At 53.9% G+C, this 15,861-nt stretch carries 14 protein-coding genes; 6 read left to right on the top strand and 8 right to left on the bottom strand.

Features of this window, described 5'->3' with window-relative positions:
• Positions 1-241: 241 nt before the first annotated feature.
• Positions 242-1,348: a saccharopine dehydrogenase family protein gene (locus WBY09_RS09565; protein WP_286792235.1), complete on the bottom strand. Its 1,107-nt coding sequence runs from the start codon at positions 1,346-1,348 to the stop codon at positions 242-244.
• A gap of 142 nt (positions 1,349-1,490) precedes the next feature.
• Here WBY09_RS09565 and WBY09_RS09560 point away from each other — a divergent pair, with 142 nt between their 5' ends.
• Entirely contained in the window at positions 1,491-1,928 is a 438-nt protein-coding gene (locus WBY09_RS09560) for an Lrp/AsnC family transcriptional regulator (protein ID WP_120224880.1), read from the top strand.
• A 46-nt stretch (positions 1,929-1,974) separates the two neighbouring features.
• Entirely contained in the window at positions 1,975-3,819 is a 1,845-nt protein-coding gene (locus WBY09_RS09555) for an adenylate/guanylate cyclase domain-containing protein (RefSeq protein ID WP_336232608.1), read from the top strand.
• A 113-nt stretch (positions 3,820-3,932) separates the two neighbouring features.
• Here the strand turns inward: WBY09_RS09555 and ykgO are convergent, their stop codons facing one another.
• Positions 3,933-4,058 carry a type B 50S ribosomal protein L36 gene (gene ykgO / locus WBY09_RS09550; protein ID WP_007090004.1) on the bottom strand — a complete coding sequence of 42 codons (126 nt, stop codon included), beginning with the start codon at positions 4,056-4,058 and terminating at the stop codon, positions 3,933-3,935.
• 161 nt (positions 4,059-4,219) lie between these two features.
• On the bottom strand, positions 4,220-5,278 hold the full coding sequence (locus tag WBY09_RS09545; protein WP_336232607.1) for a methyltransferase domain-containing protein: 1,059 nt from the start codon (positions 5,276-5,278) through the stop codon (positions 4,220-4,222).
• A 182-nt stretch (positions 5,279-5,460) separates the two neighbouring features.
• Here WBY09_RS09545 and WBY09_RS09540 point away from each other — a divergent pair, with 182 nt between their 5' ends.
• Positions 5,461-6,816 (top strand): DnaJ domain-containing protein, encoded by a 1,356-nt coding sequence (locus WBY09_RS09540; protein WP_336232606.1) that lies wholly within the window; start codon positions 5,461-5,463, stop codon positions 6,814-6,816.
• Positions 6,817-6,864: 48 nt separating this feature from the next.
• On the opposite strand, the gene WBY09_RS09535 is transcribed toward WBY09_RS09540, so the two are convergent.
• From WBY09_RS09535 to WBY09_RS09525, 3 genes are all read right to left on the bottom strand, one after another.
• Positions 6,865-8,325 (bottom strand): aminoacyl-histidine dipeptidase, encoded by a 1,461-nt coding sequence (locus WBY09_RS09535; RefSeq protein WP_336232605.1) that lies wholly within the window; start codon positions 8,323-8,325, stop codon positions 6,865-6,867.
• 188 nt (positions 8,326-8,513) lie between these two features.
• A complete protein-coding gene (locus tag WBY09_RS09530; RefSeq protein ID WP_336232604.1) occupies positions 8,514-9,023 on the bottom strand; it encodes a GNAT family N-acetyltransferase in 510 nt (169 codons plus the stop codon).
• A gap of 100 nt (positions 9,024-9,123) precedes the next feature.
• On the bottom strand, positions 9,124-10,755 hold the full coding sequence (locus WBY09_RS09525; RefSeq protein WP_336232602.1) for a sensor domain-containing diguanylate cyclase: 1,632 nt from the start codon (positions 10,753-10,755) through the stop codon (positions 9,124-9,126).
• A gap of 287 nt (positions 10,756-11,042) precedes the next feature.
• On the opposite strand from WBY09_RS09525, the gene WBY09_RS09520 reads away from it, so the two are divergent.
• A complete protein-coding gene (locus WBY09_RS09520; RefSeq protein WP_197147686.1) occupies positions 11,043-11,654 on the top strand; it encodes an NUDIX domain-containing protein in 612 nt (203 codons plus the stop codon).
• A 138-nt stretch (positions 11,655-11,792) separates the two neighbouring features.
• Complete coding sequence (locus WBY09_RS09515; RefSeq protein ID WP_197145070.1) at positions 11,793-12,791, top strand: cysteine synthase A; 999 nt, start codon at positions 11,793-11,795, stop codon at positions 12,789-12,791.
• A gap of 60 nt (positions 12,792-12,851) precedes the next feature.
• On the opposite strand, the gene WBY09_RS09510 is transcribed toward WBY09_RS09515, so the two are convergent.
• Positions 12,852-14,210 (bottom strand): MFS transporter, encoded by a 1,359-nt coding sequence (locus WBY09_RS09510; RefSeq protein WP_336232599.1) that lies wholly within the window; start codon positions 14,208-14,210, stop codon positions 12,852-12,854.
• Positions 14,211-14,321: 111 nt separating this feature from the next.
• Between WBY09_RS09510 and WBY09_RS09505 the strand changes: the two genes are divergently transcribed.
• Entirely contained in the window at positions 14,322-15,227 is a 906-nt protein-coding gene (locus WBY09_RS09505; RefSeq protein ID WP_197145072.1) for a LysR family transcriptional regulator, read from the top strand.
• A gap of 20 nt (positions 15,228-15,247) precedes the next feature.
• Here the strand turns inward: WBY09_RS09505 and WBY09_RS09500 are convergent, their stop codons facing one another.
• Positions 15,248-15,835, bottom strand: coding sequence for an AAA family ATPase (locus WBY09_RS09500; protein WP_252723917.1), 588 nt, complete (start codon positions 15,833-15,835; stop codon positions 15,248-15,250).
• Positions 15,836-15,861 lie beyond the last annotated feature (26 nt).

Below are 15,861 nucleotides of genomic sequence, written 5' to 3'. Positions count from 1 at the left end.
AGAGAAAGCAGATTTCGTCCCACCATAAGGTCCAACCGTTAACAAACCACGTCCTTGATGGAATTTTTCAAAACAATTCATGACGGCGAAGTCATCGCTGCTCTAACTGATTGTAAGAACAGATTTTTCTGAGAAATCAGGAAAACTTCCCCAGATACGGCATTGAAAAACAAAGAAACCCTCCGGAATTAACTCCGGAGGGCTTCGGTACAAAATATCGAATGCAGGTCGTTGGGCGTACTCAACCAGCGTGGCTGTAGTATCGACCAAACCGGTTTGCCAGAAAATCTTCCAGCCTGACTTCTTCTTGTCGCACATAACCGGTTGTCGGCAATTTACCGGTCAGAACCATATCCATCACGGCACACAATCCGGCCGATGTCGTAATCTGGATCGCAGACCAGTCCATATCGCCAACGCGCGTGCCATGGACCTTGCGAATAAAGCTCTCTTCACAAAGCTCTCCGCGCCGCGTGCCGACGGCATCGGCAAAGATCACGATCACGTCCTGCTTGGTGACTGGCAGGGCATTTTCGAAGATTTCCTTCATCATCCCGGGACGTTCGCCAAGTCTGAGGTCCTCGATCAGGATTTTAAGAATTTCCTGATGCCCCGGATATCGCACCGTCTTGTAGTCAAGGTTATCAACCTTGCCTTCAAGCATGTCACACAGCGCGCCCACGCCACCCGATGTATTGAAGGCCTCATACTCCGTACCGTCAATAGTAAAGCGCTCATAACCTTCGAGGGGCAGCACTTCGACCCGCTTGCCATTCAGGATCGCTTCACACGGGTTCAGATACTCGTTGATCAGCCCGTCGGTCGACCAGGTCAGGTTATATTTCAAACGGTTGGTCGGGTTTTGCGGCAAAGCCCCGACGCGCAAACGAAGCTTGTTTACGTGATCGAACCGCTTGAACAAGTCATGAGCCGCGATGGAAATAAATCCGGGCGCCAGACCACATTGCGGGACAAAGGCGCATTGCGCACCCTTGGAAATTTCGCGAATGGCGCGGGTGGTTTCGACATCTTCGGTAACGTCAAAATAAGATGCCCCAACCGCGCGTGCGACACGGGCAATCGCCACATTCAAGAAGAACGGGCATGTCGACAGGATCGCATCATGCCCTTTGGCAACATCGGTGAGTGCAGCCTCATCTGTGACATCTACTTTTACCAACGTCGCTGCGTTGTCTTCGGCACAAATTTCCAGCATTTCGCCACTGGCATCGGCCAGCGTCACCGCATAATCGCCACTTTCATTGAGCATCACCGCAGCAATTCGACCAATTTTCCCGGCGCCGAGGATCAAAATCTTTTTCATTTTCTCTAACTCCCGAACAAGCAGACACCTTCACCGTCGATGTCGCACCTGCCCTGATCATGTTTTTGTTTTTACCGTCATAATGTTCCGCCGCTGGACGAACGCTTTCAACCCGGCAATACTGTTAAAACACAATAAAACCCCGTCATTTTAATGGGTAAAACCGATGAAACGTCAGATTGATGAAGTTGACCGCCAACTGATCGCACGCCTGCAGGAAAATGCCCGCATTCCCACCGCTGCCTTGGCGCGTGAAGTCGGCCTGTCACGCAGTGCCGTTCAAGAAAGGTTGGAGCGCCTTGAAAAGGCTGAAGTTATCAAAGGTTACACCGTTCAGCTTGGTGATGTGGCAAAGCCCGTCTTGCTGGCAGAAGTCATGATACAGCTTGAACAAAAACAGTCGGCAGGCGTCGTTGGCGCGCTTCAGAAAGTCCCGCACTGCATTCGGTGCCTTGCGGTTTCCGGCGAATATGACCTGATTGCCGAGGTTGCCGCAAACACGCCCGAGGAACTTGACGGCGTGCTTGACCGGATCGGGGAAATGTCAGGGATAAAACGCACATCAAGCTCAATCATCCTTTCAACAAAGTTCGATCGCCGCTAAGATCGGCGCGGGGTTGGGGAAAACCTCTTTTCTGGAAGAAAACCGATTGAAATCAAAACGCAGATATTCAGTCCTTTCTGTACTACTTGCCGGTTTTATCGCCACCAGTGTCTTTGGCGTCGGACTATCCCTTTATGTCGGTCTTGGAACGGCCTATGAAAACACCCGCAATCTGTGGGTGATGCTGGCTGATATTGACCTGACATCGGTGCAGCGCACCATGCATGAACGCATGGAGGAGGTCGAACAACGTTCTGACTGGGTCGCAGAACAGGTTGCCAGTGGCGCACTTGATCCAAGTTTTCAGTATGGCTGGACCAGCACGATGCGCGCCCTTGCAGCCGCAGACATGGGTGTTATGGCCTATGGGCTTGTGACCGGCGAACGTGAATTTATCGGCTTTAATCCCGAAGACATGAGCGACATCCGAAGAACCCTGCCCGAAGACGACATGCTGTTTTCCGAGCTTGCGCATATCCGCGGTCCTATCAGCAACCGCACGGGCTATCCCCGTTGGGATCCCTATTTTGACCGCACTGTTCTGACAAGCTGGGTACCGCTGTTTTATGACGGGCAGTATCAGGGAACGTTTATTCAGTATCTTTCGCTGTCCAATCTGTCTGAAAGCCTCATCCGCGGGCGCGAAGATTTGCCCGGTACGCCCTTTGTCCTGATTGGCGGCAATCGGGTCATGGCCCATCCGGGATTGCGCAACTGGGGGGAAAAAACAACAACCGAGCTGGTTAATGGCGACAACATCGCGCGCAGCCCGATTCCCCTGCCCACCATTCATGACATTGGCGACCCTGTTCTTGCCAATATCGGAAAATCCGAAAGCATCCGGCTTGATCCCGATGACGAACGCCACAACAGCGGTATTCGCCTTTCGGGGCTTGAGTACAATGACCGCTATCACCTAATCGTCACGCGCCAGGTTCAAACCGCGCCAATTTCACCGGTCGTAATCGGCATGTATTTTGACCAGGAATTGTTTGACGATGAGTGGGATCGACTGGTTCTGGCCTCTGTTCTTGGCGGTGCCGTCTTTATCCTGTCTGTGATCGTTGCCATTGTCCTGTCGCGACACTTCACCAAGCCGATCCGCCGGTTTGCCAGTGCTGCGCGCGCCTTTGAAGACGAAGACATCGCATCCATCGATGTTCCGCAACTCAAGGGCAGCCGCATTCGTGAATATGACGATGCCGCGCGATCATTCAATCATATGATGATGGCGGTACATGATCGTGAACGCATTACAAGCCTGTTTGGTAAGTTCGTGCCGCAATCGATTGCCAAAAAGCTGTTGGCATCGGGCAATGATTCCGGCGTTCTGCCGCCGCAAACCTCCGAAGCCACCGTGCTCTTTGTCGATATCGTCGGCTTTACATCGATGTGCGAAAGCCTTGATCCGAAACAGATCATTGCGATGCTTAATGACTATTTCGACTGTGCGACGCAGATCATCGAACGCCATGGCGGCATAATCACCCAGTTTCAGGGCGATGCGATCCTTGCGGTCTATAACGTGTTTGATGACTTAAAGAACCACGCAGATGCCGCTGTCGATAGCGCGATTGCGCTGCAAAGCGAAGTTGAAAAGCGCAAGTTCGAGGGCCTTGAGTTAAAGGTTCGCTGTGGTGTGAATACCGGCCCGATGGTTGCCGGGAATGTCGGTGCCAAAGCCCGTCTGTCATTCACCGTCCACGGGGATGCCGTCAATACGGCGTCTCGCCTTGAACAGGAAAACAAGGTTCTGGGAACACAAATCCTGATCTCGGAGACAACCCGTAACCTGCTGGCCGATCCTGATCGCGTCGCCAAGGCAGGTGACGTGCTTTTGCGCGGACGTCATACCACAACAGAGCTGTTTACAACCCGGCCCGACAAATAAAGAAAGGGGGCATTTGCTGCCCCCTTCATCATTCCAGGAATACAAACAACAAAACGCCGCATTGGATAAACCGATGCGGCGTTTTGTAAAACCTTAGAACAAGGTACCGGGAATTAACCCTGGCGCGCCTTGAAACGCGGGTTCTTTTTATTGATCACGTATACGCGGCCACGGCGGCGCACGATACGGCAGCCTTTTTCCCGCAGCTTCGCGGATTTCAATGAGTTCCGGATCTTCATAATCTTAAACCTTAGAAACTTGGCCCCTTCGAGGAAGCCGGAAAATAGAAGTACGACATGCCCCTGTCAACACCTAAAACAGGTTGCGGCGACAGAAAGTGGAACAAATCCCCTCTGCGTCGCCAGCAGCAGTCTCGGCTCAGGATCTTAAACCTGAGCACTCAGTTGATCGTTGCGTAGAACCGATAAAAGGCCAGGCTGCCATTTTCAAGCATTTTTACGCGATTCATCCACATTTCCATCTCTGGCTCCAGATAATCCATGATATCGGGGTCCAGACCGGCTTTCTGGATGTCTGAAAGCATCGTCATCCACGCCAGTTTGATATGCTTCAGATGCGTTTCCGACTCATCCTTGGCAATACGGATATCGAATTTCAGCTGACCAAGACGGGATTTGTACTCCTGTGCTGTCCACGGAAACAGCTCTTCGCCTTCAAGCTTGGCCCAGTTTGCCAACTCATTTTCATCAAGATCACGCGTCAAAACATAATCCGTAACCAAAAGCTGCCCGTGATCGCGCAGCGTTTCGGCCAAAGCTTTGAGAAAGGTTTCCTTTTCCGGGATCTTATAAAGCTCGCCATAGGAATAAACGACGTTGAAATAGCCCTTGCGAAGCTCTGGCTGAAGCGGGTCAAGCGTTTGAACCGGGACTCTCTTTTGAACACCGGCCTGAACAGATCGTTCCATGCCCAGAAGTGCAAGCTCGCCGTCCGGCTCAAGTGCCGTCACCCAAACGCCAAGACGGTCTGCCAGCAAGCGGGCCACACCACCAAGCTTTGCTCCGATCTCAAGACAACTGAGTGTTTCATCAAGTGCCAGCGGCTTGGCGAGCTCAAGGGCGTATTCATGACCGCCCGGCATCATGATCCCATGATCAAACAGTTTGTCATAAAGCCGGATACGATCTGGCGGCCAGCGACCGATTTCGTCATCAAGGGCAAGTTCACTCAGCTCCGGCTCGACCGGACGGGCAAGCCAGACACGCATCTTGCGCAACCAGTCGGTATAGGCATCGATTTCAAGCTGCAGAAGGTAGTATTCAACAGGATCGTCGTACCCTTCCCACTTCGCGCGCATTCGCGTCCCGAAATCAAGGTGATGTCCCGGCGGCATTTCGAATTCGGGTGCCTCGCCTTGGGCGACGCCAACGGAACCTCCGCCCTTTTCGGGCGCATCACCATCCGCATCAGACTTGCGTTGCCAAAATTTCAGTTTCAAGGCGTTTACCTGTTTGTTCGCATCGCGTGCACTTGCGATTCCTGAAAATATGGCAATTAGCCAAAAGTGACAACGTGTTAAGATTTCCAGCATATGATTGCACCGCGAAATACAATCGATAAAATTGTCGTTTGCTGGATTACTGCGCTGACAAGCATGCCTGACAGGAATTTTCATTCATCATGAACACCGATAACCTCGGCATTTATTATCGCATGCTGAACATTGCGCCGGGAGCGAGCGCAAAGGAAATCAAACTGGCCTATCGTAAGCTGGCCTTTGAATTTCATCCGGACCGCAACACAGACCCGGACTCCGAGGACAGGTTCAAGGACATTACCGAAGCCTATGAAATCCTGATAGGCGAACGTAAACCGCCCAAGCAATCTGGCAATGCGCCCTCGGGAGCCCAAAAGTCCGGTACCGCCAGCAACGCGACATCGACCGCTTATGGCCCGAACGCAGCGGGTCCGCAAAATGCGAACCGCCAGAAACAGGGCTTTGCCGGCGCAGGGCGCAAACAGGAAAAAGCCAAGGAAACTGCCGAGGAAAAGTTTGCCCGCGCCAATCAGGCCTACCGCGAACAGCAGGCCAAGGCCAATGCGCGCAAAAGCAACATTCATCCCGGTGCGCGCCGCCACAAAGGTAAAAAGACCGAACCCAACGCACAAGGCTTCATCCAGTGCGCGGTCACCGGCGTGGTATCGGCCCAACCGCGTCAGGTTGAATTCAAGGTCGTGCGCGGTTTTCTGAATTCCTGCAATATTGAAACCATCACCGCCAACCTTGCCCCCAAGGGCGCAAAGCGCATGGCGCTTAAGGCAAGTTTCAAGACGTGGCTGCGCGGGTTTTGGGGCTGGAAGAGCTTTTTACCGGCCTGGAAGGCGATTGTTGGCAATATGCGCGGCGGCACTTTCCCGCCGGAAGGCAACGCCAAAATGCTGTTTAGCCAGGCCAATGCCTTTGAACGGTCTGGCAACAAGCCGCTTGCGCGCGCTGTTCTGATGCAGGCACTTGATTTCATCGGTTCAAACCGCTCTGCCCTTGCCGAACAGGTGCGCGCAACCCAGCGCCGTCTTGATGACGGACAACCGGCACGGCGCGTTCGTGACGAGTGGAAGCGTGCGGGCATGTTCGATGCCCTGCTCCATCTTAGTCCGCTATTTTTGCTAATCTTTGCCGCCCTGATTGCCTTTGGCCCCGGCCAGGGCTTTGTCACCCGTGACATCCCTGAGCTGGTCGCCCGCCAAGGCACGGAAATCACCCGTCAGGTCAAGGACCTGATTGGCGAAGAACGCGAACCCTATTATGTCGACCGCGAACTTCTGAACCTTCGCGATGGCCCAAGTGTCAATGACACCATCATTCGCCGCCTGACGCGCTTTGAAACCGTCTATGTCGCAGGCGACAGTCAGGGATTCTGGATCGAAATCGAAACCAGCATCGGTGAAAACGGCTTTGTGAACCTTGACGCACTGGTCCCGGGAAATGGTTCTGATGCCCGTGATGCATGGTGTGCTGAAAACAAATGCGACTGACCGGTTTCCCGATCAGTCGCATCAACTTCATCAAATCCGATAAAGGCCTTATCCCTTGGCCGGGATCGCCTTTAGCGCAGCCAGAAGATAATCCCAGAAGCGCGCAACGCTTGGCACATGGACGCATTCATCCGGGCTGTGCGCGCGTTTGATGGTCGGACCGAACGATACCATGTCCCAGTGCGGGTATTTCGATCCCAGTACGCCGCATTCAAGACCGGCGTGAATGACGCGAATTTCCGGTTCCTTGCCAAACATGTCCTTATGAACCGCCTTCATCAGGCTGACCACTTCGCTGTTAGCATCGGGCTTCCAGCCCGGATAGGCATCGCCCCAGGCAACAGATGCGCCGATATTCTCAAATACCGCTGTTGCGACCTCACGCATGGCATCGCGCGCAGAATTGATCGAGCTACGTGCTGACAGCGTCACATTGGCTTTGCCTTCGCCAAGCTTGACGATGGCAAGATTGATCGAGGTTTCGACAACGCCTTCAACCGAGGTGCTCATGGCCTGAACACCGTTCGGCGCACCGACACAGGCATTGTTAAACGCCTTGGAGTCTTTTGCGCTCATTGCCTTTGCCGGGACATCTGCATTGGTTGCGGCAATGGCAAATTTCGGTTCAATCGCGCCGATTTCATCTTTGATGTCGCTGGCAAAAGCATTCAATGCCGCATCGAAATCAGAAACCTTGCCTTCCGGCAGAACGATGGTCGCAAACGACTCACGCGGGATGGCGTTGCGGGCGGTCCCGGCATTGATTTTAACAATGCGCGCATCAAAATCACGGATCGCGGTGCGCAGGAAACGCGCCATCAGCTTGTTGGCATTGCCAAGACCAAGAATGATGTCGATGCCGGAATGGCCACCTTTCAAACCGGTCAGCGCGATATCACGGGCCACCTGACCTGCGCCAACGGCTTCTTCGGTGTAGTCATAGCTTGCGACCAGATCACCGCCGCCAGCACAGCCAACACAAAGCTCATACTCGTCTTCGGTATCAAGGTTGAGAAGGATCTCACCCTTAAGGCGGCCGGGCTCCAGGTTCATCGCACCGGTCAGGCCGCGTTCTTCGTCAACGGTGAACAGAAGTTCAAGCGGACCGTGTTCAAGACCGTCTTCGGTCATGAAGCCCATCATTGCCGCCGCACCGATGCCGTTATCGGCACCAAGTGTGGTGTTATCGGCAGTAATCCATTCCCCATCCATGACCATGCGGATCGGGTCGGTGTCAAAATTGTGGGTCGATCCGGAATTGGCCTGGGTCACCATGTCGACATGGGACTGCAAGATCACCATTTTGCGGTCTTCAAAGCCGGCAGTCGCCGGAACGGACACAACAAGGTTGCCACCGCTGTCGCGGAAATGCGCAAGCCCCTTGTCATCGGCCATCTTTTCCAGAAGCTTTAAAACAGCTTCTTCTTTATTGGACGGACGCGGTGTATCGCAAAGTTTCTGGAAATTGTCCCAGATTGCGACAGGCGCAATTTTACGGATCTCGTTCACGGTGGCGCTCCTGGCAAATTTTCGTCTACGGGTTCTCACTTACCCAGACCTGTTGATTACCTTATTGCCGCGCGAATTTAAAGCGTGCCAAGGACGTTTTCGACCAAGCCACATACAAATTCGAAAAAACCGCATTCCACGCGCAATTTACGCACGCAAAGCGGAAAAATGCGCAATATGATTTTAAGTTAGTCGACACCAACGACCTGACTGCGGCGCTGCAACAGCATGACATCGCGCCATTGTCCGGCCAACGGCCCATAGCCCATGCGCCCCAGCCCACGCTTGCGGCCGACGATCTCGAAGCCCAATGCCTTATGCAGGACGAGGCTTACTTCATTTTCCGGAAAAATACCGGCTTCAAGCGACCAGATACCATTTTCCTCGCTGGCAGCAATCAAGGCTGAAAGCAGCGCTTTGCCAATACCCTTCCCATGGTGATCGGGGTCAACATAGACCGATATCTCGGCAATCCCGCGATAGACACAGCGATTTGAAACGCCAGATAACCCGGCCCAGCCAATGACGATGTCATTGTCGTCGCAGGCAACCAGCCGGCATTCCGGCAAATGTCCCTGATCCCAGTCTTCCCAGGTTCCCGGATTTTCCTGAAACGTGGCATGGCCCGATTTGATGGCCTGCCCATAGATTTCAACAACACGATCAGCATCAGAAACGGTCATGGAACGAACACGCATTACGGCCTCGCACAGAAACTGCCACGGAACTACCAAATAGCTGCGGCATCGAATGTCAGGAAAACATTATGGAAGGCGATGATAATCGATGATCTGGTAATCAGCTATCTTGTTCTTGCCCGGCGAAGCGAAAGACAAGTTGATCACGTCCGGCATCCTTTGCGGCGTACATTGCTTCGTCTGCGACCTTCATCGCTTCTGATAGTTCGATGAATTTTTGCCGGCCCTCGCCGCCGACGGTTGCGCCGAAGCTGGCCGTGACGTTGACATATTCCGTACCGGACTTGTCGATTGGCACCCTGATTTCGCGGATCATATTCGACAAACGCTCGCCAATGCGCTTGGTGACCGCAGCCGTCGCAGATGGCAGCAATACCGCAAATTCCTCCCCCCCCAGACGAACGACAAGATCGTCGTCACGCAACGCCTGACGCAAGGTATCGGCAACCCTTTCAAGAACCCGGTCGCCCACCGCATGCCCGTGGGTGTCATTCACATCCTTGAAGTAATCAAGATCTAGAACGATCAACCCGAACAGCCAGCTTTTATCCTTGAGATGGCGAATTTCGCGCAATCTGCTGACCGCGCTTTCAAAACCGCGACGGTTAAGCGCACGGGTCAACGCATCGGTTGATGCCAAGGTGTCTAGCATCTGCTCCTTGCGTTTGTGATCGGTAATGTCAGTCGCCGACACCATGACGCCGCCATCATCCATCATGTTCATGCGGATGTCAGCCAGACGGCCCGATGGTGTTTGCATTTCGTCGATATTGGCATGGCCATGCCCGTTTCGCATCATCTCGGCACAACATTCATGCAGTGCCGAAATATCAAATACCGGTTCGGCTCCATCCGTTGTTTCTCCGCCGAAAAGACGGGAAAACTCGTGATTGAAATGAATAACCTCAAGCTTGTCATCAAGCATCGCGACAGCCGACGGCACCATCCGGATGACTTCGGTTACCGCCTGTTCAAGGCTTGCTTTGGCCCGGACAAGTTGCTGATGCATTTCGACTTCATCGCGGACATCATGGGCAGTCGTCAGGATCGCCGGCTTGCCGTCATACCAAAGAATGCGTTCATCGGTCAGGTCACGCCAGACCGAGCTGCCATCATCGAGAATATCGCGCACACGGTGCCGGTCGCCGCGTCTTTCGCCGCTCAGAATTGCCGCGACATGGCGAATTGCGCGCGGACGATTTTCGTCGGGGATAAAGCGGAGGATATTCGGGTTTTCCATAAAGGCGCTGACGTCCTTTGCCCCCATCAGGCGGGCAAAGCTTTCATTAACGTACAATGCAGTCATGTTGCGATGGACCATGACACCAATAAAAGACCGACCCAGCATATGGTCGACCTGCATCGCAGTCGTACCATTATCAATCATCTGTGCCGTGGTCAGGACCGCATTACCGCCTTCCCATTCGACGGTCTCGTCACTGATTTCCATCCAGACCGGCGTTCCATCCGTCCGGATGTTGTAGACTTTCTTCCAGCCGTGGAAACCGCTGCTTTTCTGGAAACTGTTGGAAAGCTTGTCCGCCTCGTGATGGAAACTTGGCGGAATATACTGGCGCATGTCCGGGTCGCTCATAAAGTCCGAGACATCGCGACGGCCCAGCATTTTCGCATAGGCATCGTTGACATACACAGCTTCGAGATCCTTGTGTACAACAACGCCTACGCGTGACCGCCCATACAGACGTGCGATTTCTGTTGGTTCGAACCGCATCAACGTCCTGTATCCCCCGACACATCTAACCCCTGAATGAAAGCACAGTTATCTAAGACTTGTTTCTCTGCGCACCATATTCAAAAGATTACATCAGTTTTGATGCAATTGAAACCGACGGATGCCACCCTCGCACCAGCAAATATGGTCACGATGAGAAACATCATGGTATCAAATAACAGTAGATCAGCCCGAATATATAAGAACTACAAAATATTAAGAGCAACGATAAATCAACTGAATAGATCGACAATGTCACATTTTCCGGGAGAAACGCCGTGACAGAAATGAAATTTAAAATAATTGCCAAAAATCGAAGCTGGGACGGTTACTGCAAGATTGATGTCTATCAGCTGCAACATGACCGATTTGATGGTTGTCAAAGCCCCGTCCTGCAACGCGAAGTCCTGGAACGTGGCCACGCTGTTGCCGTCCTGCCCTATGATCCGGTCCGCGATGAAGTTGTGCTGATTGAACAATTCCGCCCCGGCGCGATTTCTGTCAACGACAGCGACCCAACAATGCCGGTCTGGCTGACCGAAATCGTTGCAGGCATCATAGAAGACGGCGAAACGGCCGAAGATGTTGCACGCCGTGAAACGTTCGAAGAAGCTGGATGCGAACTTATCGGATCGCCCGAACTGATTTCGCATTATTACGTCACACCGGGCTGTTCGACTGAAACGGTCCACCTGTTTTACGGTCAGGTCGATACCACCAATGTTGGCGGGCTGCATGGTGTCGCCGAGGAAGGTGAAGATATCCGGGTCTTCACAGTATCGGCCGAAGAATGCTTTGCCATGTTGCAGAATGGACAACTCTGCAATGCAATGACGACCATCGCCGTTCAGTGGCTGATGCTAAACCGCGACCGACTTCGGCAGAATTCAGAGGCTTGAGGATGCCGAAGTGATTAATCAGAAAAACAGTAATCACACAAACTTTACGTTATATTTTTTAATCTGCCTTGACTTTTGTGTGCAAAAAGACCAATCAACTATCAAACACATTTGAAATCACCATGTTTGGAGTCTGTCATGGACATTCGCAATGGCACCATCGAAGCCATTGGCCGCACCCCGCTTGTGAAGCTTAAAAAGGTTTCCGAGCTGACGGGCTGCACCATTCTTGGCAAGGCGGAATACGCAAACCCGGGCGGGTCGGTCAAGGACCGCGCAGCCCTTGCCATTATTCGCGACGCTGAGGCGCGCGGTCTTCTGAAACCGGGCGGCGTCATCGTCGAAGGTACGGCTGGCAACACCGGCATCGGTCTTGCTGTTGTCGGCAATGCGCTGGGCTATCGCACCGTGATCGTTATCCCGGAAACCCAAAGCCAGGAAAAGAAAGACCTGCTGCGGCTTCTCGGTGCGGATCTGCGCGAAGTTCCGGCTGTCCCCTATCGCGATCAGAACAACTATGTGCATGTGTCGCGCCGTCTGGCCGAGGAGCTTGCAAAGTCCGAACCGAATGGCGCCATCTGGGCCAACCAGTTTGACAACGTTGCCAACCGTCGGGGTCACATCGACACCACCGCACCCGAAATTTGGGAACAGACCGATGGCAAGGTGGATGGCTTTATCTGTGCGGTTGGTACCGGCGGGACACTTGCCGGTGTTTCGATGGCGCTTAAGGATCGTAACAAAAACATCCAGATTGGCCTCGCCGATCCGATGGGTGCCGCCCTTTACAGCCACTACAAGTTCGGTGAACTGAAATCCGAAGGCAGCTCGATCTCAGAGGGTATCGGTCAGGGTCGTATCACCGCCAACCTTGAAGGCGTTGAGATCGATCACCCGTTCCAGATCTCGGACGAGGAAATGTTGCCGATCGTGTTTGACCTGCTCAAGGAAGAAGGTCTGTGCATGGGGGGCTCTACGGGGATCAACATTGCCGGTGCTGTCCGTCTTGCGCGTGAACTAGGCCCGGGCAAAACCATCGTCACCATCCTGTGTGACCTTGGTACACGCTATCAGAGCAAGCTTTGGAACCCGGCGTTCCTTAAGGAAAAAGGCCTGCCGAGCCCTGATTGGCTCTAGGCAGAATCCACCCTGAAAGATAAAACCCCCGTCCGGTTTCCGGCGGGGGTTTTATTTTGGTCAGGTCGCGCGGGCAACCTCGTTTCGGGATTGGCGGAGATCCTGCGCCGCACGCACCCAAAGATAAAGCCCGCAGAGCAGCGCGCAGAGCAACAACGATCCAGCAAAGCCCGCCACCGCGTTCCATCCGCCCTGATCCCAGAACCAGCCACCAACCGATCCCATGATGCTGGAGCCCAAATAATAGGCCAGAAGATACAGCGATGATGCATGTCCCTTGGCCGTTTCGGCAAGTCGCCCGACCCAGCCACTGGCAATCGAATGGGCAACGAAAAAACCACTGGTCAGGATGATAATCCCGCCAATGATCACCGACAGGCTGTCAGATACGGTCAGTCCGACACCAAGGGCCGCCAACAACAGCCCCACCACCAGCACCGAGCCACGCCCGATCTTGTCAGATAGCGCACCGGCAATCGATGAGGTCACCGACCCGCACAGATAGACCACAAAGATCAACCCGATCTGACTTTGCGACAGGCCATAGGGCGCATCCAAAAGACGGAAACCAACATAGTTAAACACGGTGACAAAGCAGCCCATGGCAAAGGCCCCGATCAGAAACACGAACGGCAAGCCCGCATGTTTCAGATGCCCGCCCCAGGCCCGCAGGTGATACCCCACCTGAAAACCGGGACGCCGGACAAAGTTGCGCGATGCCGGCAACAGAACGGCAAACCCAAGGGCCGCGACAAGGCCCAATGTCCCCATCGCGCCAAGGGCAATGTGCCAGCCGAACAGATCGGTCAGAAAACCGATCACGACACGGCCGCTCAGGCCGCCGATCGCCGTCCCGCTGATATAGATGCCCATCGCCATGCCAAGGCCCTTGGGATCTATTTCCTCGCCCAAATAAGCCATGGCAACGGCCGGAACCCCGCCCAGCATCAGGCCTTCCAGTGCACGCACAACAAGAAAGGCGTGCCAGTCGGACAGAAATGGCGCGATCAGGTTCAAAACAGATGCCACGCAGATAGAAATCAGCATCAGCTGCTTGCGCCCGACGGCCTCGGACACCGCACCGGCCAACAAAATGGCAAAGGCCAGAAACCCGGTGGTCAACGAGAGTGCAAGCGAGCTTTCAGCTGGCCCAACCACAAAGTGGCTTGCAAGTTCCGGCAACAGTGGCTGCACACAGTAAATCAGCGAAAAGGTCGCGTATCCGGCCAAAAACAGTGCAATGCTGATACGGCGAAATGCGGCCGATCCCGGCTTTATCCAAACCGGATCGCCAGACGCATTTGCGTTGGTGGACGCGAGCGGGCTTTGCGAACGTATGGGGGGCGTTGCATCAGATGACGCCGTATCAGCAGCACTATCAGAATGTTGTTCTGGGTCAGTGTCCCGGGAAACAGACATTTGCGACCTCTTTTGGAATGGTTCGTGGGGTGACGCTTATGATTGCACTATCGCGTCTATCCGTCCAATATATGGAACTGTCTTCTTTGATATCTTTTGGATATATCATCAATGGAACTGCGCCATATCCGCTACTTCCTTGCCGTCGCCCGCGAGGGGAATTTTACCCGTGCTGCGGCCCGCATCGGCATCGGGCAGCCACCGCTTAGTCAGCAAATCCGCGATCTGGAAAATGAAATCGGCACCGCCCTTTTTCATCGTGTTCCGCATGGTGCCGAACTGACCGAGGCCGGAACGGCGTTTCTTGAGGTCGTCGCCCAATTTCCCGATCTGGCAGAGCGCGCCATTCGTGCTGCCCAACGCGCCGGACGCGGCGAAGTCGGATCGATCCGGGTGGGATTCACGGCGTCCGCCGCATTCAGCCCGTCTGTCCCACGCGTCTTCCGTGACTTCCGGCGCAGTTACCCCGGCGTTGAGATGACACTCGAAGAAGCCAACTCCGCCCAACTTGTCGCCGGCCTGCGCGATGAACGTCTTGATGCGGTGTTCCTGCGACAAGATACGATTGCGGGCGATGGCATTCGCCTGCATGTGATTTCAAGCGAACCGATGGTGCTTGTCCTACCCTCCGGCCACCCGGCCGCCCAACGTGAAAAAGTCGCCCTGTCAGAACTCCGTGACGAGGCCCTGATCCTGACCCCGCGTGCGGTTGGGCCAACCCATTACGACAAGGTTGTCACCGCCTGCCGTGACGCCGGGTTTGAGCCGCAAATGGGCCAGATCGCGCCACAGCTCGGATCCGTAATCAATTTCGTTGCGGCCGAGCTTGGCTTTTCACTGGTCCCCAAACCAATGACGCAGCTTCAGGCAAAGGGTGTCGCCTATCGCGAAATTGAAGGCGAAGTGCCCATTGCGCAGTTGTCGCTGGCCTATCGCAGCAATGATATCTCGATTGCTCTTCGCAATTTCGTCAGCCGTGCGCTCGCCGCCCATCGGCAACCAAGAATTGATGAATAGACGAATAGCTATGTTTTAATTCAGATACTGGCGATCTTCTTCCGAACAAAACTGACAAGTATGTCAGAAGAAGCACAAAGGGATTGGGCCGCGGTGTCAATCACCAGATCCACATCCGGCCAGGGGTGATATTCACGATCACATACCTTTTGCCAGTCGGGCAGTTTCAGGTTTTCTATGTCACCCTTTCGGGTTTCAACCCGGTAACGATGCTCATCAACATCAGAACAAATCAGTTCAATCTGCACAAAAGGCTTGTCTGCGATTATCGCGGCTTCTCGCCACGCGGCGCGGGATAATTCGATCGGATTTACCGCATCGCCGATCACAAGGTGGCCAAGGCGCAAATTATCTGTCGCGATCCGGTTTGCAGCGACATACCCAACCGGGCCCATTTCATCGGATGGTACGACACCGCAATCAATAACTGCCTGCTCGATTGTATCAATTCGCAGATGGATCGCGCCAAGTTCCTGAGCCACCAATCTGGCAATTGACGTTTTGCCGACACCGGGCAATCCACCAAGAATAATCAACATTTTCAACGTCCCTTGATTGTGCCTGTATATGAACATTCCAGTTAGGGACTGGCAAGATGGTTCATTCACGCTAGATTAATGCCAACTGTGAAATC

The organism is Thalassospira sp. CH_XMU1458 (assembly GCF_037027205.1).
In the GTDB taxonomy this organism is placed as follows: Bacteria; Pseudomonadota; Alphaproteobacteria; order Rhodospirillales; family Thalassospiraceae; genus Thalassospira; species Thalassospira tepidiphila.
This window is presented reverse-complemented; position numbering and strand designations above follow the sequence as displayed.